The 22,403-nt window shown below is 66.2% G+C and carries 23 protein-coding genes; 10 read left to right on the forward strand and 13 right to left on the reverse strand.

All coding sequences use genetic code 11. The annotated features are described in order from the left end of the window. Window positions 1–205 precede the first annotated feature (205 nt). The 3 genes from ACIBK2_RS25455 to ACIBK2_RS25465 form a co-directional block, all read right to left on the reverse strand. On the reverse strand, window positions 206–1,207 hold the full coding sequence (locus ACIBK2_RS25455) for an alpha/beta hydrolase (protein ID WP_396970459.1): 1,002 nt from the start codon (window positions 1,205–1,207) through the stop codon (window positions 206–208). Between the two features lie 29 nt (window positions 1,208–1,236). Beyond that, window positions 1,237–2,187 carry an acyl-ACP desaturase gene (locus ACIBK2_RS25460; RefSeq protein ID WP_396970461.1) on the reverse strand — a complete coding sequence of 317 codons (951 nt, stop codon included), beginning with the start codon at window positions 2,185–2,187 and terminating at the stop codon, window positions 1,237–1,239. Window positions 2,188–2,347: 160 nt separating this feature from the next. Further along, window positions 2,348–3,304 carry a transcriptional regulator gene (locus tag ACIBK2_RS25465; RefSeq protein ID WP_396970462.1) on the reverse strand — a complete coding sequence of 319 codons (957 nt, stop codon included), beginning with the start codon at window positions 3,302–3,304 and terminating at the stop codon, window positions 2,348–2,350. A 558-nt stretch (window positions 3,305–3,862) separates the two neighbouring features. On the opposite strand from ACIBK2_RS25465, the gene ACIBK2_RS25470 reads away from it, so the two are divergent. Continuing rightward, window positions 3,863–5,410 carry an acyl-CoA carboxylase subunit beta gene (locus ACIBK2_RS25470; RefSeq protein ID WP_379288518.1) on the forward strand — a complete coding sequence of 516 codons (1,548 nt, stop codon included), beginning with the start codon at window positions 3,863–3,865 and terminating at the stop codon, window positions 5,408–5,410. A 202-nt stretch (window positions 5,411–5,612) separates the two neighbouring features. Here ACIBK2_RS25470 and ACIBK2_RS25475 read toward each other — a convergent pair whose 3' ends face one another. From ACIBK2_RS25475 to ACIBK2_RS25500, 6 genes are all read right to left on the reverse strand, one after another. Further along, on the reverse strand, window positions 5,613–6,197 hold the full coding sequence (locus ACIBK2_RS25475) for a hypothetical protein (protein ID WP_396970465.1): 585 nt from the start codon (window positions 6,195–6,197) through the stop codon (window positions 5,613–5,615). After that, complete coding sequence (locus ACIBK2_RS25480; RefSeq protein WP_379288514.1) at window positions 6,194–6,838, reverse strand: TetR family transcriptional regulator; 645 nt, start codon at window positions 6,836–6,838, stop codon at window positions 6,194–6,196. Before ACIBK2_RS25480 ends, ACIBK2_RS25475 begins: the two co-directional genes overlap by 4 nt. Window positions 6,839–7,013: 175 nt before the next feature. Continuing rightward, window positions 7,014–7,877, reverse strand: a complete 864-nt coding sequence (locus ACIBK2_RS25485) for a helix-turn-helix domain-containing protein (RefSeq protein ID WP_396970467.1) — start codon at window positions 7,875–7,877, stop codon at window positions 7,014–7,016. Window positions 7,878–8,090: 213 nt separating this feature from the next. Further along, complete coding sequence (locus tag ACIBK2_RS25490; protein WP_396970469.1) at window positions 8,091–9,158, reverse strand: fused (3R)-hydroxyacyl-ACP dehydratase subunits HadA/HadB; 1,068 nt, start codon at window positions 9,156–9,158, stop codon at window positions 8,091–8,093. Between the two features lie 212 nt (window positions 9,159–9,370). Beyond that, entirely contained in the window at window positions 9,371–10,804 is a 1,434-nt protein-coding gene (locus tag ACIBK2_RS25495) for a lipase family protein (protein ID WP_396970471.1), read from the reverse strand. Window positions 10,805–11,028: 224 nt separating this feature from the next. Then, a complete protein-coding gene (locus ACIBK2_RS25500) occupies window positions 11,029–12,252 on the reverse strand; it encodes a lipase family protein (protein ID WP_396970817.1) in 1,224 nt (407 codons plus the stop codon). Window positions 12,253–12,551: 299 nt separating this feature from the next. Here ACIBK2_RS25500 and ACIBK2_RS25505 point away from each other — a divergent pair, with 299 nt between their 5' ends. Beyond that, window positions 12,552–12,794 carry a hypothetical protein gene (locus ACIBK2_RS25505; RefSeq protein ID WP_357388477.1) on the forward strand — a complete coding sequence of 81 codons (243 nt, stop codon included), beginning with the start codon at window positions 12,552–12,554 and terminating at the stop codon, window positions 12,792–12,794. Between the two features lie 98 nt (window positions 12,795–12,892). Here ACIBK2_RS25505 and ACIBK2_RS25510 read toward each other — a convergent pair whose 3' ends face one another. After that, window positions 12,893–14,017, reverse strand: a complete 1,125-nt coding sequence (locus tag ACIBK2_RS25510) for a lipase family protein (RefSeq protein ID WP_396970819.1) — start codon at window positions 14,015–14,017, stop codon at window positions 12,893–12,895. 212 nt (window positions 14,018–14,229) lie between these two features. Between ACIBK2_RS25510 and ACIBK2_RS25515 the strand changes: the two genes are divergently transcribed. From ACIBK2_RS25515 to ACIBK2_RS25530, 4 genes are all read left to right on the forward strand, one after another. After that, window positions 14,230–14,748, forward strand: coding sequence for a DUF2599 domain-containing protein (locus tag ACIBK2_RS25515; protein ID WP_396970473.1), 519 nt, complete (start codon window positions 14,230–14,232; stop codon window positions 14,746–14,748). 34 nt (window positions 14,749–14,782) lie between these two features. Further along, window positions 14,783–15,478 carry an SDR family oxidoreductase gene (locus ACIBK2_RS25520; protein WP_396970475.1) on the forward strand — a complete coding sequence of 232 codons (696 nt, stop codon included), beginning with the start codon at window positions 14,783–14,785 and terminating at the stop codon, window positions 15,476–15,478. A gap of 51 nt (window positions 15,479–15,529) precedes the next feature. Continuing rightward, window positions 15,530–15,808 carry a putative quinol monooxygenase gene (locus tag ACIBK2_RS25525; protein WP_357388470.1) on the forward strand — a complete coding sequence of 93 codons (279 nt, stop codon included), beginning with the start codon at window positions 15,530–15,532 and terminating at the stop codon, window positions 15,806–15,808. Window positions 15,809–16,104: 296 nt separating this feature from the next. After that, the gene (locus tag ACIBK2_RS25530; protein WP_379291615.1) at window positions 16,105–16,332 is read left to right on the forward strand and encodes a hypothetical protein; all 228 of its coding nucleotides are present in this window, start codon (window positions 16,105–16,107) and stop codon (window positions 16,330–16,332) included. A gap of 800 nt (window positions 16,333–17,132) precedes the next feature. On the opposite strand, the gene ACIBK2_RS25535 is transcribed toward ACIBK2_RS25530, so the two are convergent. Together ACIBK2_RS25535 and ACIBK2_RS25540 are read right to left on the reverse strand one after the other, a co-directional pair. After that, the gene (locus ACIBK2_RS25535; RefSeq protein WP_396970477.1) at window positions 17,133–18,026 is read right to left on the reverse strand and encodes a helix-turn-helix domain-containing protein; all 894 of its coding nucleotides are present in this window, start codon (window positions 18,024–18,026) and stop codon (window positions 17,133–17,135) included. 89 nt (window positions 18,027–18,115) lie between these two features. Further along, a complete protein-coding gene (locus ACIBK2_RS25540; RefSeq protein ID WP_357388464.1) occupies window positions 18,116–18,337 on the reverse strand; it encodes a DUF397 domain-containing protein in 222 nt (73 codons plus the stop codon). Between the two features lie 326 nt (window positions 18,338–18,663). Between ACIBK2_RS25540 and ACIBK2_RS25545 the strand changes: the two genes are divergently transcribed. From ACIBK2_RS25545 to ACIBK2_RS25560, 4 genes are all read left to right on the forward strand, one after another. Beyond that, window positions 18,664–19,452, forward strand: a complete 789-nt coding sequence (locus tag ACIBK2_RS25545; RefSeq protein ID WP_396970479.1) for an SAM-dependent methyltransferase — start codon at window positions 18,664–18,666, stop codon at window positions 19,450–19,452. A 211-nt stretch (window positions 19,453–19,663) separates the two neighbouring features. Beyond that, window positions 19,664–19,894 carry a hypothetical protein gene (locus tag ACIBK2_RS25550; protein WP_357388460.1) on the forward strand — a complete coding sequence of 77 codons (231 nt, stop codon included), beginning with the start codon at window positions 19,664–19,666 and terminating at the stop codon, window positions 19,892–19,894. 262 nt (window positions 19,895–20,156) lie between these two features. After that, window positions 20,157–21,419: a PucR family transcriptional regulator gene (locus tag ACIBK2_RS25555; protein WP_396970482.1), complete on the forward strand. Its 1,263-nt coding sequence runs from the start codon at window positions 20,157–20,159 to the stop codon at window positions 21,417–21,419. Window positions 21,420–21,488: 69 nt separating this feature from the next. After that, complete coding sequence (locus tag ACIBK2_RS25560; RefSeq protein ID WP_379291626.1) at window positions 21,489–21,923, forward strand: CBS domain-containing protein; 435 nt, start codon at window positions 21,489–21,491, stop codon at window positions 21,921–21,923. Window positions 21,924–21,933: 10 nt separating this feature from the next. On the opposite strand, the gene ACIBK2_RS25565 is transcribed toward ACIBK2_RS25560, so the two are convergent. Further along, window positions 21,934–22,356: a pyridoxamine 5'-phosphate oxidase family protein gene (locus ACIBK2_RS25565; protein ID WP_396970484.1), complete on the reverse strand. Its 423-nt coding sequence runs from the start codon at window positions 22,354–22,356 to the stop codon at window positions 21,934–21,936. Window positions 22,357–22,403 lie beyond the last annotated feature (47 nt).

Genomic DNA, 22,403 nt, shown 5'->3' on the forward strand with positions numbered 1-22,403 from the left:
TGGCGACCCCTTTGAACCCGCCTCGCACCTTCCCGCCACCATGCCCCTCGGGTGATCCGGCGATGGTTGCCGCGCATGAATTGTGCGGCCGCGCACGGTATTGCTAGCAACTTCGTGCGCGGCTGCATAACTCTTGCGCGGGAGGGGCTTCTTTGCCGTTCGCCGGGCAGATCTCGGTAGCGCGGTGGGTGGCGGACATCGGGGGTCACTTCGGTGATGGCAGTTCTAGTGCCTTCGCCAGTACTGACCAGGCTCGCGGTAGTTCTGCCTCGAAGTCTGGCCAGGAGTGCATGCCTGCGGCGTCGTATTCGACGGTGGCGGGGATGTTCAGGTCGTTCAGTCGTCCGGCGAAACGTTCGGTGCACGCGCGGGCGCCTGCCTCCAGTGCGGCACCGCCGCCGGCCAGGCGCAGCGCTTCGACGACCGTCGGTGACTGCGCGATGGCTACCAGGTCGGTGCCGGTCGGCACGCCGGTGGCGGCAGAGAGGTAGATGGCGGTGCCGCGCAGCGCCTCCGCGCCGAGCAGGCTGTCGTGCTCTGCCCATTCGGGTGAAGTCGGTGGGCCCCAGAGGTTCTCGACGTTGCCGCCGCGCGAGGCGACGGTGATCGTGGTGACGGCGTGGCCGAGCGGGTCGGCGGTGGAATAGCACCCGCTCATGCCTGCCACCGCGCGATAGCGCCCGGGATGTCGTTGGGCCAGCATCATTGCCGCCTGCGCGCCCATCGAGACGCCGGCGATGGCGCGGCGGCCGCTGGACTTCAGGAGCGATTCGACGATCGGCGGGAGTTCTTCGGTGAGGAAGGTTTCCCAGCGGTTGAGGCCGAGGGTGGCGTCGTGGCGGTCCCAGTCGCTGTACATGCTGCCGGTGCCGCCGCTGGTCAGTACCACGTCCACCGGCTTGTCGGCGAAGAACTCCGCCGCGCCGCCCTTGCTGAGCCAGCCCGAGGTGGTTTCGCCGTCGACACCGTCGAGCAGATACAGCGTCGGGCGTGGGCCCGAACCGGTGCCGCGCAGCACGTCGACCTCGATGATCCGCCGCATGGCCGCCGAGGCGATCCGCAGGTGATCGCGGTGCGGGCCCGCGCTCTCGATCGAGATCAGCCCGGTCCGGGTCATCGCCGGGTCGACGGCGGGCGGCGACCCGGTCGGCACGCCGGGAGGGTCCGCCGCCGCGGGCACAGCGACCGTCGCGGCGATCACAGTCATCGCCGCCACGGTGATCGAGCCCCGGAGTCTCATTGCGCTGCGGCGGCTCGTGCTGCCTGCCTGGCCGCCACCCGTTCCCGTTGATCCTCGAATCTGGTTGCCTTCTCGGCCAATTCGTCGAGGTAGGCGCTGAGCTCTTCGCGGGCACGCTCGCCGTCGCCGGATAGGTCGGTGCGCTCGAACACATGCCACGCTCGCAGCACCGGCCGGACCACCACATCGAGGTGCTGGCGTAGGTCGTAGATGCCGTGTTTGGCGAGCACGACCGCGTTGCGGCGGAAGTTCGGCTGGGTGAGACCCGGCATCTGGAAGCGCGTGACGATGTCGGTGATGGCACGCAGCATCTCGTTCGGCATCAGGTCCAGAGCGGCGGCACTGAGGTTGCGATAAAAGATCATGTGCAGGTTCTCGTCGGCGGCGATCCGTTGGAGCATACGCTCGGCGATGGGTTCGTCGCACGCGGTTCCGGTGTTCCGATGACTGATTCTGGTAGCCAATTCCTGCAGCGTCACATAACTGACCGAACGCAGAAACTGTGGCCCCGGCACCGGTTTCGCGACACCCGTGGTCATCTGCGCCATCCTGGCCTGTTCCAGCAGTACCGGATCCACCGCGCGGGTCACCACCAAATAGTCGCGCATGACGATGGCGTGGCGGTTCTCCTCGGCGGTCCAGCGCCCGACCCAGGTACCCCACACGCCGTCCAGGGAGAACGAATCCGAGATCTCCCGGTGATAGGACGGCAGATTGTCCTCGGTGAGCAGGTTCGTCACCATCGCGGTCCTGGCCACCTCGGTCAGCTTCGATTGACCGGGCTCCCAATCCATTCCGCCCATGGCGGCGAAATTGCGGCCGTCGTCCCACGGCACATAGTCGTGCGGATTCCAGTCCCTAGCTTTGCGCAGGTGGTCGTTGAGCAAACGTTCGGCGACGGGTTCGAGCTCGCGGAGAATATCGCGATCGGTCAGCGCAGTGGTCACACGTGCTCCTTATGCTCGGCGCGGGCAGCGCGGCGAATTCGACACCCGGCCGGCTGCGACGGCCGTCGACCGCCCGCGATTCAATGACATTTGCGTCAATCTACGTACCGTTGATCAGCGACTGTTCTTGTCTCACCTCATTTTTCGATCATTTCGCCGTTCACGCAGAACGTTCGATTTCGCGATCATCGGTCGACGTAACGGCGGGAATCTTGACCTGCTGAGCCGGATCACAATCGGTCGTCTCCTGCGGGTCCGCCACCCGATAGAGACCCGGCGGCCTGCCCGCAGCACGGATGCGGTCGAGCAGGTCGTGGGTGCGGGCGGCGAGTTCCGGGATCCGCGCGGTGGTGCCGGTGGCCAGCACGGCGGTCAGCGGTACCTCGGCGGCCTCGGTCAGCATGGCGAGCACGTCGGCGGTCATCGCGGGCGCGCCGATGCGCACGGGCCGCACGTCGGACGGTACGAGCACGGTGCCCCCCGCCGCGGACAGCAGCGATAACGCGCGGGAGCCGAGCGGATCGGCCAGCGCGGCCTGCACCCGGCGCAGCTTGCGCCGGGCCGCCGCCGCGCCCGCACCCGGTCTTCGCTCGTCGGGATGGGCCGGAATGCTGAGCGCCACCACCTGATACGCCGGCGCCACGGCGATCCCGGTCTCGCTCACCAGTTCGCCGACCGCATGGCCACCGAGCAGCGCGGACACCAGGGTCTGCGCCGCGGTCTGGTGTTCCCTTGCCACCAGGCGATGTTCGTCGACATAAGCGGTCGACGACGTGACCGTCACCATTTCCAGCACCCGCAAGATCAACTGTGCCCCGGCGACCACGTCGTCGCCTTCGGTATGTGCCGCGACGAATTCCAGGCCGGAGCGAATTTCGTCATGATAGGCGGCGAGCACGGTTTCCAGCGACACACCCTCGCGCGCCCAACGCGTTGCGGCCCCGGCGATTTCCGGTGGCTCGGCTACTCGGGAACGCTTGCGCGGTGCCAGCAACTCGACGGCCGCCGCAACGCAATCCCTGGTGATGGCCGCGACGTCACCGGGTGGCGCGCTACCCGCCCGTGGCGCCAGGTAGTCGAGAAGTTTCGACGCCAGACTCTCGGAACTCGAACTCATCCGCATTGCCGTCATGACTGCCAAAGGCTAGCGCCGAATCGTGATCGAATCGGGATACGATCACGAAATCGGGTAAGTCATCAGTGATCACGTCATCGATTGGGCGAAATCACAAGCCTCGGAGTGATTTTCGCTGCGTCAACCGTCCCATACGAGAAATATTCCGACGGAAAAGGCGCATTCGGCGCAGATTGATTTTCACTTCGGCGCGACCCCCGGACCCGCCAAATTATTTGTGACGCAGCGCCGACCGCGCATTCCGGCGCTGCGTCGACGTCACCTTAACGCCACCTGCCCGCCGCCGAATAGACACCTCGGCGATCCTCGGGAGCTGTCCTCGGCGCGTCGCCCGCCGACTGGTAAGTTGCACAAACACCGCGCTCCTTCACTGGCAGCGCGGGCTGTCACATCGACAATGAGCGCCCCGGCCGAACCCGTGAGCTCTCCCATGAGATGTGACGAACAACTGTGCAGTAGCTCTCACCACGGTTAACATCGAGCGCTGCGCCCCCACATACGGCGACGCTGCAGAGTTTTCGAAGGGCAATGGCACACCACATGACCGGTACGCGAGAGAAGCTGGAAGAGCTGCGGGGGATCCTGGAGCTTGCTGAGGAACCCGCCGGCGAGGTCGGCATCGCGAAGCGCAAGAAAAAAGGCATCCCGAGCGCGCGGGAACGCGTGCGCGCGCTACTCGATCCAGGCAGCTTCGTCGAGATCGGCGCGCTGATGCGTCAGTCGGCCCAACCCGGCGCCATGTACGGCGACGGCGTGGTCACCGGCCGCGGCCGCATCGACAACCGGCCCGTCGTGGTGATCGCGCACGACCAGACCGTGCACGGCGGCTCGGTCGGCGAAATGTTCGGCCGCAAGGTCGCCGCCGCCATGGAGTTCGCGTACGAGAATGCCTGCCCGGTGGTGGCGATCAACGACTCCGGCGGCGCCCGCATCCAAGACGCGGTGACCTCGCTGGCCTGGTACGCGCTGATGTGCCGCCGCCAGGGCGACATGTCCGGCTACGTGCCGCAGGTGGCCGTGATGCTCGGCAAGTGCGCGGCCGGTTCGGTGTACGGGCCGGTCAACATGGACGTACTGGTCGCCACCGAGAAGTCGTACATGTTCGTCACCGGACCGGAGGTCACCAGGGAGGTGACCGGCGCCGACGTGAGCGCGGAAGAGCTCGGCGGCGCCGCCGCACTCACCCGCAATGGCACGGTCCACCATGTCGCGCCCGACGAGCAGGCCGCCTTCGACTGGGTGCGCAACTACCTGAGCTATTTGCCCTCTAGCTGCCTGGAGCAGCCGCCGGTGGTGAATCCCGGCCTGGAGCCGGAGCTGACCAGCCATGACCTGGAACTGAATTCGATCATCCCGGATTCCGACAAGGTCGGCTACGACATGCACGAGATCCTGCTCCGGATCTTCGACGACGGCGACTTCCACGAGATGGGCGCGGGCACCGCGCAGAATCTGATCACCGGCTTCGCCAGGGTCGACGGCCGCAGCGTCGGCGTCGTCGCCAATCAGCCGCAGGCGCTCGGAGGCGCGCTGGACGCACAGGCCTCGGACAAGGCGACGCACTTCATCCGGCTCTGCGACGCCTACGGCCTGCCCATCATCTTCGTGGTCGATACCCCGGGCGTGCTGCCGGGTATCGAGGAAGAACGCAACGGCGTCATCAAGCGCGGCGGGCGTTTCTTCCGCGCGGTGATCGAGGCGACCGTGCCGATGGTGACCATCGTGACCCGCAAGGCCTATGGCGGCGGCTACGCGGTGATGGGCTGCAAGCAGCTCGGCGCCGACATCAGCCTGGCCTGGCCGACCGCCCGCATCGCGGTGATGGGCGCCGAGAGCATGGTCGGCATCGTCGGCCGCAAACAGCTCGAGGCGGCCCCGGTCGATCAGCGCGCCGCGGTGCGGCAGCAGATGATCGATTTCTACAACGCCACCATGGCGACCCCGTGGATCGCCGCCGAACGCGGCTACATCGACGCGGTCATCGAGCCCGCTCAGACGCGGCTGGAGATCCGTAAGGCGCTGCGGTTGCTGCGCGAGAAGGACATCGCCAAGCCGAATCCGCGCAAGCACAGCCTGCTGCCGGTGTAATCGCGCGACCGGTTGTGTTGGGTCACAACGCAACCGGGGCTCAGATCGTGGCGTGTCCGGTGATCATGTTCTTGCCCAACGGTTTCGGGCTGGATACCCTAACGTCGAGCCGTGCCCGGCCGTCGTTCGCCGCGACCCTGGCACGCGACGTGCCCGCCGGACCTGAACCCTACCCTCGCCGGCGGGCGCGTCGCACTCTCCTTCAGCTGTGGCTGCCCCAGCGCAGATCCGCGGTGGCCCATTCCATTTCCCACATCCGCAGGCGCTTGCGGTCGAGGCTGCGGCGCAGCGCGAAGTAGCAGGCCACCACCGCGAGCAGCACGCCGAACAGGGCGCCGGAGGTGAGCAGCACCGCCTTGCTGAGCGCCTGGGTGCCCGACGGCGGCTCGACGATCTTGTCGGCACCGTTGAGCCAAATGGTCACGGCCTGACCGGGTTGCACGACCGTGGTGGATTGATAGTCCTCGATGTGCGCGACGCCGTCGGCATCCTTCCACTGCACCTTGGTCGGCATGATCGGCGCGTACAGCGGTGCCTTCCCGGTCTCGATCACCGTCGCGTCGACCTGGTGCAGCTGCGCCGTCTTCGCTTGCACCACAGCGGTTTCCGTGTGATAGACCCGAACGCCCACCACCAGCACCAGTACCGGCACGATTATCAGGAACACCAGCGCCAGCGTCGCGGCGACCACGGTCTGCACGCGATCTTCTCTGCGGCGCATCGGGTTTCGATCCAGCCCGACGCGGCGGCAGGTCCTGCGATACATATTCACCGACCCTGTGGTCATGACGGTGACTCCTCGGTCCGGAACTCGGTGGTGAGTGCGACGAGTGTGGCGAAATAATCCTCGATGAGGTCGGGTAGGGCGCTCGGATCGTCGCCGGCGGCCCAGGTTTGCAGCGCGGAGATGAGCAGGCCCGCGCCGGCGGCCACCGCGGTGGCGGGGCGCAGGTCCAGCTCCGGGTCGACGTCGAGCCGGGCGGCGATGATCCGCACTGATTCTCGCTGACCTTCGATGCGGATGCGCTGATATCCGGCGAAAAGCTCGGGTTCGTCCTCGAAACGCTGGAACAGCGTCCACCGCCGGGCCAGCAGCGTGGCGCGTTCGCCGCCGTATTCGACCTCGAACCAATCGTGGACGGCATTGCGGTACGCGAGCAGCGGCGATTCGTGCGGCGGTCGGCGGCACAGCGCCTCGTTGAACAGGTGAACGTCCTGGTCGACATCGCCGAGGACGGCCTCCGCGATGGACGTGAAATGGCGACTGAAGGTACGCCGGGTGACCCCGGCCCGCACCGCGATGTCCTCGACCGCCACGGCGCCGAATCCGCGCTCGGTAAGCAGGTCGAAGGCCGCACGCGACAACGCTTCCCGGCTGCGCCTCGTGCGCAGCCGACGGCCATCGAGATCGACACCATCGTCGCTCATGTTCTCAGTTTACCACCTTATTGTCCCATTGGGACAATACTTCGCGCCCAGTGTTCGGCCGTGTCGGGGTCACTCAGAACCAGGCGGGTCCGCACTCAGCGCGATACGAGCATTCGTCTCGTCTATCGAAATGCCCAATTCGGCCGAGCCGAATCATGGTGGCCTACCGGCAGAGTCAGGCCCTGCGGATGCTCGTCGGCTGATCGAGGATCGGCGGTTGACGCCGACGCAGCGCCTTCAGCAGCGAGACGGTGTACTCCGGCGGCGCGGCATGCACCGAAAGCTGGTTCGCCACAGCGCGATACGCGTCCAGGTCGGCCTGCTTGTCCAGATACAGCGCGCTGGTGAGCTGCTGCAAGTAGACGATGTCGGGCAGATCGGCCTCGGCGAAGCGCAGGATGGTGAACGCGCCGTCGGCGAGCGCGGGCCCACCGACATGGTCGGCGAGCACCTGCACGATCACGTTCTTCTTGTCGACCACCCGCAACAGGTGATCGATCTGCTCGTTCCACACGGTGGAGCCGCCGATCGGGCGGGACAGCGCCGCCTCCTCGACGACCACCCACAGCTGCGGCGGATTCGGGCGGTCGAGGATCGCTTGGCGGCGCATCCGCAGCGCGACCCGCCGCTCGATCGAGGGCTGCGGCTCGCCCGAATGGGCCAGCGACAGCAGCGCGCGGGCGTACTCCGGCGTCTGCAGCAGCTCCGGCACCGCCCTCGGTTCGTAAGCGCGGACCAGCGTGGCCGCCTGTTCCAGGCCGAGATAGGTGTCGTACCACTTGGGCAGCCAGTCGTTGTCGCGGTGCCACCAGCCCGACTCGTTGCCCTGCCGCGCCAGTTCCAGATATTCCTCGCGCTCGGTCGGATCGGTGACCCGGTAGAGGTCGAGCAGATCGACCAGGTCGCGCACCCGGAAACCGGTGCGGCCGAGCTCGAGCCTGCTGATCTTCGAGTGCGAGCCGCGAATCGCCTCGCCCGCGTCCTCGCGGCTCATCCCGCAGTTCTCGCGAAGTTTGCGCAGGCGGCTGCCGAGCATCATCCGCAATACGGTGGGCCCGCCCGCCGGACTCACCCCGCGCAGGAGCGGGGATTCAGCCGGCTGTCGAGCCTCCGAGGGACGCATTCCTAAAGTTTGCCATGCGAACCTTGTCGGTTTCTACTGACCAAAGACCCTGTGTCGGTTTCGGACCGCCGGTACAGTGCCCGCCCAGAACGCGAAATCTCGGCGGCAGCACTGCCTCAGCGCGACAACTCAGCGCAGTGCGACGTCCGCCGTCGCGCGGCCGAACAGCTTCCGGCCGTCGCAGGTCGCGGTGAGCGCGACGGTAGCCATCCGCCGCTCGGGGTCGAGCGACTTGATCTTGCCGCGGAACTCGATCTCGCTCGCCTTGGTCGCCGCGACCGGCGCGAAACCGGCGAACCGCACGCCATAATTGGTGACGGCGGCGGGATCGCCCAGCCACGACGTCAGGTAGCCCGCGCCGAGACCCATGGTGAGCAGCCCGTGTGAGACCACGTCGGGCAGGCCCGCACTGCGCGCGACCACATCGCTGAAGTGGATCGGATTCGAATCACCGGACACACCAGCGTAATTCACCAGATCGCCGCGCGAGAGCGGCATCGAACGCACCGGCAGTTGCATACCGACGGCGAGCTCGTCGAAGCTCGGCACGGTGCGCGGGGTCCGCCGGTGGTCGAGCGGGTCGGCCTGCGCGGGTTCGTCGAAGCACTCGACCACGCCCGCGTCCGCGCCCAGCGACGCCCGCTGTGCCGCCGCGTCGTTGCGGTCGGCCGCCGACTGCCCGCTCATGATCACGCCCTCGACCGCGGTCCGCAGGTCGGTGGCTATTTCCACGCCGGTCTGCGCGACCGCGGTGGAGGTCGCGACCTGCAGCAGTTCCTTGTGCTGATTGGTGAGCACGTTCTTGGTCACCATGAAGTCTTTGTCGCCGAACTGCCGGAACGACTCGATATACGAGACACAGTGCAGCCGATCGCCGGCCAGCACCGGGCGATGCACCTGGATCGACTGTTCGGTCTGTAGCACCTGGCCGATGTCGTAAGCGCTGAGCACGGACTCGAACATGTTGCGCTGCATCAACATCAGCACGATCGAGGTGAAGGTCAGCGGCGCGAGCAGGGCGTCGTAGCCCAGCTCCGCGGCGGCGTCCTCGTGCCAATGCGCCGGGTGCTGCTCGTGCACAGCGCGGGCGAATTCCCGGATCTTCTCGCGCCCTACCTCGTAGTGCTCGGTCATCCGATAGTGCCGTCCCACCAAGGCCATTGCCTGTTCGGACGCGGTGGTCGTGATGTCGTTCATCTGCCTCTTTCGCGAATCCTGGCGTCAAGCTCGCCCGGACCGGCCCACAATACCGAAACGCGGCAGAGTCGCATCGCCGGGGCGGCAGGTCCGGACTTGGCCCAACCGACATCGAGGGGAAGGGTTCGTCCGATTTAGATCGCGGCAAACGCGGCAAACGCTAACACCGACTATCCAGCAGCCTTGACGACATACCAGCCGGTGGCTATTCGTCAGCACTCATTGGGTGCTGGCACACCCTGCAGCCGTTGATCCAGCCACAGCATTGCCTCCGGATAGCCGAGCCCGCCCGCGATCAGGTGCTCGCCGAGCACACTGCGATAGACCGCGGGCACCCCGAGCCTGCATTGTTCGAGGTAAAGATTGTGCGCGCCTTCGGCCGGGATCCAGAATTCCTGCTCACCGTTGTAGATATAGAGCGGCGTACCCGATTTCATGTCCGCCATTTTGGTTACCCGGAATATCTCGTCCGCGACCGCCGAGTGCAGCGGGTCGGGGATGTTCGCGGCGATATCGATCGGCAGCATCAGCACCCCGATCAGCCCGTAGGTGCTTCCGCACAGGTCCTTCGCCGGCGAGGTCACCACCCACTGCGCCAGGTTGTTCATCCGGGCCAGGATTTCCGGGCGCTCCCGGCCGATGCCGAAGACCGCCGCCATGAACACCGCCGAGGCCAGGTTGCCGTTCATGCTGCGCGACAGGATCTCGTAGTCCGCGGGCACGCCGCCCAGCGCCGCGCCGACGATCACACCCGCCAATTCCGGTGCGTAACTGTCGATCAGTTTCACCGCACCGTGCGTGGCGATGGCGCCACCCGAATAACCGGCCATGCCGAATTTGCTGGCGCCGAACTCGTCCGGCAGCAGGCCGCGCACCGCGCGGATCGAGTCCAGCACCGCATGGCCCGCGACATACGGCTCCGCATAGGCCATCCACGGGCCCTCGTGATCGGGAATGAGCACCGCGTAGCCGCGCAACGCCGCGACATAAGTGGTGGGTGGGATGAAGTCGGTGACGCTGGTGTCCGCGTTGAAGCCGTGCGACAGCGTGTAGCTGGGGGTGCAGGTGCGGCCGAGCGCGTCGATCGGCAGATTGTTGACGACGACCGGCCGCTCCCCCGGACCTGGCCAGGCCGCCGCCGGAACCACCAGTGTCGCAGTGGCATACGACGGTGCGCCGTGCGCGTCGGTGGTCCGATATTTCAGCAGCTGCGCGCGTTGGATCGGCAGCAGCATGAGTGGCGCGGTGGTCGCCGTAATGTCACGTGACTCTATGACCTCACCCTCGGCGTAGTCCGCCAGGTTCGCGGGCCAGGCATCGAAGATCGGATCACCGATGTTTCCGGGCAGCGCGGCATCGCGCAGCGCGACCAGCGGCGGCGGCGTGCTCGTCGCCTCCCACACCGGCGACGGCTCCGTCTGAGCAGGCGCGATCGGCGGCGGTGGAATCACCTGATCGATCAGCTTCTGCACACTGGGCAGCAGCGACCCGCCGTCCGGCGGCGGCGGGAAAAGACCCGGAAATTGCGGCAGCGCGGGCAGTTCCGGCAGCGCAGGTGGCGCGGGCAGCGGCTCGGCGACCGCCTGCCCCGTCACCATCGGGCAGACGATCAGCAATGCCACAGCAATGGCAGGCAAGCATCTCATGGCACACGCCTTTGGGTGCGGACGTCAGGTTCACCCGGCACCCAGGAAGATGCGGCTTTCGCCCCCGAAAATACCCCCTGTTGTACCAGACAGTCAGGCTAACCCGCGCAGCGCGCAACTCCGCGCTGAAACGACCGAGTTGTGTGTGACACGTGGCCGAACCGCAACAACCGAGCCGAATGCCGCTTCTCGCGAAACGGCTCGGCTCGGTCGTCGTCAGGTATTCAGCAGTTGCTTGGTGCCGGGTCTCCTCGGAATCGGGCGTCGAGCCAGTTCAACGCGTCCGGAATGCCGAGCACCGCTGCGGTGAGGTGATCGGGCACCGGGATCTGTTCGGTCTGCACCTTCGCGCCGGCGGTGCACCAGCGCTTGTCGGTGTTCACCACGGCGTCCACCGGGATCAACCCGTCGATCGGCGAATGCCATTCGAAGACCGGCATTTTCGGGACGCCGTCGTAGAGCTCGAGGCTGTTCTCCTCCACCACGCCGCGGGCGGTGCTGTCGTTGATCATCGACGTCGTCTTCGCGAAGTCCAGTGCGCCGTGCCCCGCGCCGGCCGAGAGGATGTCGTTGGTGCAGCTGTTGGCCATCTGTGCCCGAGCCGCGAGACCACGATCGTTCAGCTGATCGCTGATCGGGAACCGGTCGGGATATTCGCGTTCCAGGCCGAGACCCGCGGCGAGCGCCAGCCCGAACACCGGGTGCGAGCCGAGGCCGAGCGACTCCAGCATCTTCACCAGGTTCATCGGCACGCCGCCCATCGCAGCGCCCGCGATATCCAGCTCGGGCGCGTACTTCGGTTGCAGCGCGGCGGCCCACGCGGTGGCCATGCCGCCGCCGGAGTAGCCGACCATCGCCACCTTGCTCTGCTGCACCTGCAGCTCGGCCACCTGCTTGACCGCACGGATGCCGTCGAGGGTGATCTGGCCGCCGAGCTTCGCGGCGCCGTAGGCGAAGTTCGGTCCGAGATGATCGGGCAGTGCGACGGTCCAGCCGCGCTGCAACAGCACATTCCAGCCCGGTGCCTCCCGGACGATCAGGTTCGGGTCACCGGTATAGAGGACCTTGGAGACCGAACATTCGGCACCGAGGCCGTTGATGATGTGCTGGAAGGACAGCAGCGGGCCGTCCTTGGCGTGCACCTTCGGGGTGAGCACGGTGGTGGTCGCCGCGATCGGCTGGTCCTCGGAGCTGGTGGAGCGGAAGCGGATCACGGTGACCGTGGTGTCCGGGAAGATCATCAGCGGCGGCATCACCCGGGTCGCGAGCACATCGCCCGGCTTCTTGTCCGCGATATCCGCCGGTGTCGCATAGAAGGGATCTGGGTCCGGTGCGGGGTACAAGGGGGCGGTGTGGCCCGGTCCGGCCATCGTGGCGACGAGCACCAGCCCGGCCGCCATCGCGCCGAACGCGCGAGCCAATCGTGTGCGGGTCGCTCCCCTGCCCATCGAACGTAGGGCCTGACTCATCGATAGGTGCCTCTCGAATGGTCCAACGTTGTGACTCATCCTCGACACTTTCGGCATGGAAAGGCAGATAGCGAAGCGATCATGTTGAGATCTCACAAGTTTGGAGCGACCAGTCTGTGACGATATTCCGCATTCGCTCGTGACACGGCCCCACCGCCGCGACCACGTCCTGTGACATGTCCAGCCAACGAGACCGACCATGTTGCGATCCATGGCGCGGCTCTACCTTCACAACTACCGGCGCGGTTGCCGCGCCCGGCCCGGAAGGAGACGGTGGCATGGACGGCACTGCGCGCAAACTCGCTTACCGCGAAGATATCGACGAGGTGCCGACGCGACGCGTGACCGTCTACTTCGACGGCCCGACTCCCGACGACGCGATGATCCTGGAGTACGCGGCAAGCAGCACGGAGGCTTGGGAATTCACCTCCGCCGCCGTGCACGCCGGGCTCACCGTCACGGTGGACGGCATGCTGCGTCCGGGATTGCGCCGACTCCCCTGCCGATCGCTCTGGCACTGAGCGGATTTCGTCGGACGTGCGGCGAAAATCGCCGCGTTTCAGCACATTCTGCGCGTCAGCACCGCACGCCAGTTGGCAGCGCGTGCATTTCCAGCCCGCTACACCGGATCCAGCACACGACGCAGGAAGGCCACGGCGTCGGGCAACGCCGCCCGCGCGGCACCGAGGTGATCGCCTGGGTAGAGGTGAGTTTCGAGGTCGGTACCCGACGCGCTCAGCTCGGCAAGCAGTTTCGCGGTCAACGGCGGCGGGACCTCCAGGTCGGTCAGGCCCTGACCGACGAAGAGCGGAATCGTGTACCCGGCGGTCGGTATTCGCATCATCTCGGCGGCAGCCGACGTCAGCGCCGGATCGTTCAGCGGCTTGGCCAGCATCTCGCCGATCGGCACCTCGGCCAGCCGGGCGTTGGCCTCGGTGATGCACTCCGTCTCTACTACCCGCAGCGCCGCCTCGCCCGTCGGCGTCAGGTAGCTGTCCACATCGAGTTCCGGTGCGCTGGCCCGCAATCCGGCCAGCAGCATGGCGACGTAGGCGGGGGTCTTCTCCAGCGGCAGCCGCGGAATCCACGGTCCGCCCAGCGGGAGCAGCAGATCCAGGTTCGACGGCGGACCCGTGGCCGCCGCGCCCCGCAGCTGGAGTTCCGGTGCGTCGGCGGGCCCGAGGTGCGCGGTGAACAACGCCGCTTGCGCGCCCTGCGACTGGCCGAGCACCGCCCATCGGGTGCCCAGCTCCGGCGCGACCGCCCGTGCCGCCCGGACACCGTCGATCACGCTGCGCGCCTCCGAAGGTCCGTCCAGATAAGGATGTGTACCCGGCGTGCCGAGCCCGACGTAGTCCGAGATCACCACCGCGTACCCGGCCCGCAGCAGCTCCGGGTACAGCGAATCCAGGTAGTACACGCGGGGTTCGGTGGTGAACGCGCACTGATCGGCGATGCCGGTGGTGCCGTGCGCATAGGCGACGATCGGCCAGCCACCCGCCGGCGGCGGACCCGGCGGCACGTAGACCGCGCCGGTGCTCTGCATCGGCCCGCGTGGCCCCCGCGACCAATAGGTCAGCCGCTGCGCAGTCGCCGCGCCCTCCACCCGGAAACGCCCGGTCAGTTCCACCTGATTGGTCACCGTCCCCGGTGCCTCACCCGTGCCGGCCACCGCCGGTGGCGCGAGCGCGACACCCACCGAGATCACGACCCCGGCCGCCCCCGCCATGATCCGTGTACACATCATCGACCGACTATCCCCACCCGGCCATGCCGGGGCAAGCCACCACAATCAGTGGCCTATGCGGGGCGGGCAGCACGTTTCCGTGGCCGTCGCAGAGGTATGGCTAGGCTTGGTTGAGGGCCCGAAAGCTGTCAAAGGTACCGGGCGGTCGCTAGGCTCGACGGACAGGGCCGGGTCGCCAGCGGCCCGTGCACGACGCGAAAGGAGCCGGAGTGGGACACCCGAACCGGCCGACTCGCCTGTCGCGGCGGGCCGATGTCGCACGCCAGGCCCGGACGACCGTACTGCTCTGTGCCGCAATGCTGCCGACGATGACGGCGTGCGGATCGAGCGGACCCGCCACCGTATCCCCCGCGACGACAACGATTTCCGCGACCACGCCGCCGTCGACCGCCGCGGCACCCGCCGTCGACCCGTTCGCCGGCCTGTCGCTCATCGACCACGCCGACTGGACCGAGGCCATCGACGGCCCGCGGCTGCTCGTCTATCCCACCCCCGCCGGGCGGCAGACCACCTTTCCCGGCACCGACGAACGCGCCTGGCAGGAGGTGCTCGCCCGAGCACCGGATGCGGACACACCCGGCATGCGCGACCAGTTCATCTGTCATTGGACCTGGGCGCGGCTGGTCGAACCGGACAAACCGAGTTGGAATCTGGAACCCTGGCGTCCGGCGGTCGGCTATCAGGCCACCGTCGAAGCGCGCTGCAACCCGGGTGGCCCCGAACGCTGAGTCCAGGCCCACCCCCGATCGGAAGGACCGACCCATGCGCACTGTCATCGCAGGCGGACACGGAAAGATCGCACTGCTGCTCGCCGAACTGCTGACCCGCCGCGGCGACCAGGTGGTGTCGCTCATCCGCAATCCGGCGCACGCCGCCGACGTGACCGCCGTCGGCGCCGAACCCGCCGTGCTGGATCTCGAGCACGCCGACGCGGCGGACCTGCTCGCCACCGTGCGAGGTTCGGACGCAGTCGTTTTCGCGGCGGGCGCGGGACCGGGCAGTACTGCCGAACGCAAGTACACTGTCGACCGAGACGGCTCCGTCCGGCTGGCCGACACCGCCGAACGGGCGGGAGTACGGCGTTTCGTGCAGATCTCCACGATGGGCGCCGGTCAACCTCCCACACCCGGGAGCGACGACATCTGGGCCGCCTACATCGATGCCAAGACGCAGGCCGAAGACGACCTGCGCAAGCGCGCACTGGATTGGACCATCCTGCGGCCCGGCCGTCTGGTCGATACCGCGGGTACCGGCCTGGTCACGCTGGCCGCGCCGCCCGTTGCGCGTGGCGACATCTCGCGCGCCGACGTTGCCGCCGTGCTCGCCGAACTACTCCCCGCGACCCACACCACGGGCGCGACACTCGAACTCGTCACCGGCGACACGGCGATCAACCAGGCGGTGGCGGCGCTCGCCGACCGCACTATTTCGGATGGCGCTGCCCCCGTTGCCGATTGACGTTCACCTTCTCGTTAGGAGTGAGCAACCTTGTTCAGCCGCATCGTATCCATGAAGATCCGGGAGGGATCGCGCGCCGACTTCCTCGACGCCATCTCGCGCAGCGCCGTGTCGTCGTTGCGAGACGAGCCGGGTTGTCTACGCTTCGATGTCTGCGCCGACCGCCTCGACCCGCATCGATTCTTCCTCTACCAGCTATATACCGATGACGAGGCGGCCGAGGCGCACCGCTTCACCGAACATTTTCTGGCGATGCGGGCCGCCGCCGACAAGTACGTGGAACCCGGAACCCAGATCCACTACAGCACAGACGTCCTTTTTGCCAACTGATCGTCTTATTGGTACACCGTGTCAGCAAACAATCAGACGCCGAATCCCGCACGTGCGCTTGCAAATCGATCGTGCAGATGTACTTGCATCTGAAAGGTGCAGCGACCTAAACTCAGTCGCGCAACGCTTTACAGGGGACAACCAGGGGAGGCCGGATGGTCGAGCCGAAGGCCGCAGTCGCCGTGGGTCCGCCGCCGCCAAACGTCAGGGGCGTTCGAATGAACCAACCACTTTCCGGCGCTCGGCTCGGAATAGCCGCCGCCGCACTGGTCGACCAGCCAGCGAACGGTAGAAAAATGAGCACACCAACGGCCCGAAGTGGCCAAAGGACCACCGCGTACTCGCGGGAAACCGCCGTCGCGTTCGTCATCGATGCCGTCGAGTCCAAAGGTGCGGCCACGCGGCACGATTTCGATATCGATCGGATCGTCACCACGGCGCACGATGTGGTCGACGACTGGGACTTCCACACCATGCAGCCGTCGACGTTCTGGCGGATAGCCTCCAGCTTCATCAGGCTGTAAGACTTCCGGGCATCCCGATGTCCGGCGGACGCCGAATTGCCTTGTACCGCAAGCGCTGAGCCAACCTGCTCCACCGGCGATGATCTACCCTCAGGCGCAGGGTTTGCGGCACAAGGCAATTGGGCGCGGAGTCGGATCGAGCCAGTAGACGGCGCACGCGCCGCCCGCTGATGCGCCCGCGATGAATCAACCAGCACCCAAAACGAATTACCGGGCGCCCGTATCGAATTGCATTGCTTGCGTTTCACATTGTGCGGCACTCGTGCCAATTTCCGAGACGCTCGTGCCGAATTTCGAGACGCTCGCAGTGCATCGCACCACGCCCACGTTGAATCGCACGGCGTCCACGCCGAATCGCACCGCGCCCGCGTTGAATCGGACCGCGCCCGCGTTGAATTACCCTGCGTCTGCGCCGAATTGCCCCGCGCCCACAGTGAATTGCCCTGCGGCGAATCGGCCGGCCCCAGCATGGAATCACCAGGCACGTAATCGTGTCGGACTCCCCCGCTGAATTGCCCTGCACTACAGGCACTCAGCACGCCGTCGAGCGGCGGAGACGTGGCACGCAACAGCCCATTCCTGACGGCTGATCGCGCAGAGGGCCGCGCAACGGGCACCGAATCACCCAGTGTTCCCAGCGAATAGCTATGCGGCACAGAATCGCGCACAGCGGCCAGGCCGCCTCGGGCCGACCAGCACCGAACAGCACTCGAACCAGACCACCACGGCCGACTTCGTGACACATGGCGTTCTGGTTTATCCGTGCTGACGCGCTTCACAAATGATCCCCTCGCGGGTGATCAGCTACCGTATCCCTCGGCGTACTTCCGGAGGATCTCCACCGACTTCTCCGGCCGCTCGGCCTGCACGCTGAGCCGGTCCATGACCGACAGGTACAGCGCGAGGTCTTGACGCCGGTCCAGATACAGCGCACTGGTCAGGTGTTCGAGATACACGATGTCCGGCAGCTCGGACTCAGCGAAGCGCAAAATGCTGAATGAGCTACCCGCGGCGGCGTGTTCACCCGACGAGTACGGCAACACCTGAACGGTGACCGTCGGCAGGTCGGCGAGCTGGATCAGGTGCTCCATCTGCTCGCGGTGCACCCGAGGCCCGCCTACTGGCCGATGCAATGCGGCCTCGTCGATAACCGCCCACACGATCGGCGGATCCGAGCGATGCAGAATCTCTTGTCTGCGTTGACGTACCTGGACCCGCCGATCGGTGTCGGCATCCTCGTACCCGAGCGCCACTACCGCCCTGGCGTATTCGGGGGTTTGCAGTAGTCCGGGAACAAGATGCGCCTCGTAGGTGCGGATCTTGCTCGCTGCCTGTTCGAGACCGAGGTAGGTGCCGAACCATTGCGGCAGCAGATCGCTGTAGCGATGCCACCAGCCCGGCTCGTTCGCCTGCCTGGCCAGATCGAGGAACCGCTCGCGCTCTTCGACGTCGTTGACGCCATATAGCGACAGCAGGTCCCGGATATCGCGATCCTTGAAACCGGTGCGGCCCAACTCGAGACGACTGATCTTGGCGTGCGAACCACGGATGGCGTCGCCCGCCGCTTCTCGGGTGATTCCTTTGGCTTCTCGCAGCCTGCGCAACTGGCCGCCCAGTGCGATGCGTAGCACTGTCGGACCACGTTCCGCGACAACGGGATGCACCTGACCATCGTCGTCGGGTTCAGCGATCATTGAGTTCGTCTCCGATACTCGGGGGTTGCCCACAGTGTGTCACAACCACCTGTCGCGAAACACACCGCACCGATCGCTTATGTTACCGCTCAACTCGTCAGATAGTCGAACTCCCCCGCCTTCGCGCCGCGAACGAACGCATCGATTTCGGGACGGGTGTAGAAGAGCACCCCGCCTTCGGGATCCCGGGAGTTCCGCATGGCTACCTGGCCGTTGGTCGCCTCGGCGACCTCGACGCAGTTGCCGCTCGGGTTGCTGTACGTGCTCTTGCGCCATGAGCCAGTGATCTTGTTGATGGATGTATCCGACATTTTCCCCACTCCTCGGTTACGCCAGTGTTGGATCAAACAGTTCGTGCATCTGCACGCTCAAACGTTCTTGCATTTGCACCAACAGTTTGGACGATAGCACGAAGTTCGCCACTACGCCTCTACTAATTCGGACCATCCGGTCCGGGGTCTGAGGCACTGATGTTTCGCACAACGAACCGACTGGTCAGGACGGTGCGGGCGACTGTTCAGGAAAGGTGAATCTTGTACTGTCGCAAAGCAGATCGGATGTATCAGGCATTCGCGACAGCACCCGGTGCGCGCCGACGACACGCGCCCGCACCGGCGTTCCCGAGGAGTCGAACCCCATGCCAGACGAGGACAACAGCCCAGTGATCCGCACCGACATCCCCCACTCGGCGCGCGTCTGGAACTACTGGATGGGTGGCAACGACTACTACGAAATCGACCGGATCGCCGGCGACGCGGGCATCGAGATCGACCCCGAGATCGTCACCATGGCCGTGCAATCGCGGCAGTTCCTGATCCGCGCGGTCCGCTACCTGGCCGGCGACGCGGGACTGCGGCAGTTCCTCGACATCGGCACCGGCCTGCCGACCGTGCAGAACACCCACGAGGTCGCCCAGGGGATCGCCGCCGAGTCGAAAGTCGTTTACATAGACAACGATCCGATGGTGCTGGTCCAATCCAGCGCCACCACCAGGGCGGGCGTGACCACCTATATAGAGGCCGACTGCAACGATCCCGAGCGCATCGTCGCCGAAGCGCAGCACGTGCTGGACTTCGACCGGCCGGTCGGCGTCATGTTCATGGGGGTACTCGGCCACGCCACGTCCTATGCGGATGTGTCGCGCATCGTGCGGACCGTCCTGGCCGCCGTGCCATCCGGCAGCTACCTCGTCGTGTGGGATGGCACCGACGACAGCGCCGACTACGTGAAGCTCTGCGACAACTACACCGGAACCGGCGGCGCGCCGTATCTGCCGCGGCCGAAGGAACAAATCCGCGACCTCTTCGACGGGCTGGAACTCGTTGAGCCAGGCTTCGTTTCGATCACCCAGTGGCGAACCGACACCATGGAAAAAGCCCTGACCAGGCCGATCTCCGCCTACTGCGCGGTAGCTCGCAAGCCGTAGCCCGATCGGGAAGGACGACGGCGGCCGCGAATGACCGCCGTTCGGCAGGATTTCGGCCCGAATTCACCGGGGCCGTTAGTGCAGATGTACTTGCATCTGTAAGCGACGGCGGCATAGACTCGGACCCATATCGGGGAGGTACGCAGGGAGATTCGAGCCGGCGGCGCCTACACAGCAACTTCCCCACACGCCACACGCGAGGGGCGGTCGAATGAGCCAGCCATTCCGGACTCCCCGCCGGGTTGCCGTCATCGGCACCGGCGTCGAGACTTTGCGGCAATGTCCCGCTCCGGTCCAGGTTTCCGACTGCGGTGTCGAACCACCCGGCCTCACCTACCGGCTGGCGCGCGACATCCTGTCCGCCCACGAGGTGCACGGCCCGCAGTGTCGGCAATGGCTGGCCGCGGCCGCCTACCTCTCCGCCGGTCTCGACGACGAGTAGTCGCTCGAATCCCTTGGCACACAATCGATGTTCGAGTGCGAACCGAACATTGTTCGAACCGACCGAACATTCCATGCAGCATAACGCGGTCGCGCGGCGATGTCCCGAGACAGTGGGATGTCACGATCGGGCCACCTCATAATGCCGTAGGCTCCCAATGGATCTCGCCGATAAGTTCCCCGGCGAAGGACCCTTTCGTATAGTGAGCCGAACGATTCGGGCACAGTTCTATTACGCCCGACGTGGCAATGGAGCGACCCGAATGACCTTCTCCGCGCTGCATCTTCCCGCCGATTCGTCCGACACGGCGCTCGAAATCGGTGGCCAGCCGGCTTCGGCGCCCCTGCAGAACACCGACCGGGTGGCGTCGCGGATGGTGGGATATTTCGCCACCTGCATGGCACCGTGCCGCTCGCTTCCCGGCGAACAAATACGCGGTGACGTCACCAAACTCACCCGCAGCTGCCTGGGTCTGGTCGCCGACATGTTCGACCGGCGCACCGTTCCGGGTGACGAACAATTCGGCGAGGTGCGCGAGGCCGCCGCCCAGTGGGCCCGAGAAGGCGTGCCGCTCAGCACAATTCTGCGCGGCTACCATGAGGGCGTTCGCATCGCGTTCGGCCTGGTCACCGCGCCCGCCAGGGCCGACGACGTGGACGAACTGCTGGTCGCCACCGATCTCATGCTGGAACTGCTGGAGGCGGTCACCGCCGCGGTGGCCGATGCCTACGTCGATGAACAGCATCTGGTCGCCAAGGAACACCAGACCGCCGCGCAGACCCTCGCCTCCGCGCTGCTGAGCGGACGGGGCAGTTCGGCGCTGGCCAGACAGGCGGGCATCCCGATCGCCGACGCGTATCAGGTGGTGGCGCTGTCGCTTTCGGAACATCCGGACGAACGCGATTCCCGGGTCGACGCGCACGTCGCGGCCCGCCGCAAGCTACGCAGGCTGCAATCCGCGCTCGCCACCGTGTTCGCCTCGCGCGCGCTCGCACTGCTCAGTACCAAGGGCGGCACGATGCTCATCCCGACGGGCGACAGCGGTGCGGCCACCATGACCGCCGAGACGCTGACCCTGCTGGCCGAGGCCGCCGAGGTGCCGCTCACCGCGACGGTTGTCCCGAGCCCGACCGACGAGGTCCCCGAATCCGCCGACCAGGCACACGAATTGCTCAATCTGGTCCGCGTGGGTGCCAAGCCCCCTGGCCTCTATCAGATGGCCGACCTGGCGGTGGAATATCAACTGACCCGCGGCGGCCCGGCGACCCGGCGGATCGCCACCATCCTCGACCCGCTCGAAGCGCACGCCGAGCTCTTCGAAACCATGCGCGCGTACCTCGGCAACGATATGAACCGCCAGCTCACCGCACGTCAGCTGTATGTGCACCCTAACACCGTCGACTACCGGCTGCGCAGGATCGCGCAGCTCACCAGCATCGACCTGGCCACCTCGGCCGGTATTTCGCAGGCCGCCATCGCGCTGCTCGCCCGCGATCTGGACAACAGCGTCACTCGTCGCCTGTGACTAGGCACTAGCCACCGGGACAGAACCTTGCGATCCTGAAACTGCCGCGGACACTGGATGGGTGACAGTATGCGAATAGCCGAGATCTTGCGCAGAAAAGGGAGCGACGTCGCCACGATCGCACCCGACACGACAATTCGAAGCTTGTTGGCGACGCTGGCCGAGCACAATATCGGCGCGGTTGTCGTGTCACGTGACGGCGAAGGGATCGTAGGGATAATCTCCGAACGCGACGTGGTGCGCAACCTGCACGCGCGCGGCGCGGAGCTGCTCGACACGCCGGTATCGGAGATCATGACCACCGACGTGCGCACCTGTGCGCCCGACGACGAGGTCGACGGGCTCCGAAACACCATGACCGAGCACCGGATTCGGCACCTACCCGTGGTCGATCAGAGCAGGCTGATCGGCATCGTCAGCATCGGCGACGTGGTGAAGAGCGCGATCTCCGAGCTGGCAACCGAGAAGCAGCACCTCGTCGAATACCTACAGGGGAAGTACTGAGCCCTTCGCGCTAGGCGCTGCCGAGGTCTGCCGACAGCCAGTGTTCGGGCCGCAGGTACACCGCGACCTGATCGCCGAAGTTCGCCGCCTGCTTCAGGTAACGGTCGACGGCATCGCCGCTCAGATAGCGCTCGACCATCTCCACATGCAGTTCATCGGTCAGCGGAACGATCCGGGAGACCGAACCCTCGACCGAGACGTACCGAATGGTCGGTTCGCTGCGCTGCACCAGCAGGGTGAACCGCCCGGACTCTTTGATCAACCGGATCTTCTGCGAGTCGGCCCCGGTCGTCACCCAGGGCTCGCCGCCGGGCTCGTACTGGTACCAGATGGGTACCGACAGCGGGCCCCGGCCGGGACCACCCGCCACGGACAGCGCCGCGATATGCGGCTGCGCGAGGAACTCTTGACGCTCTTTCAAGGTCAAAGCCATGGTCTCCACCCTAGTGTGTGAAAGCCGTTGCCCTCGAAGCGCTTGCG

The organism is Nocardia sp. NPDC050175 (assembly GCF_044459885.1).
Taxonomy (GTDB): Bacteria; Actinomycetota; Actinomycetes; order Mycobacteriales; family Mycobacteriaceae; genus Nocardia.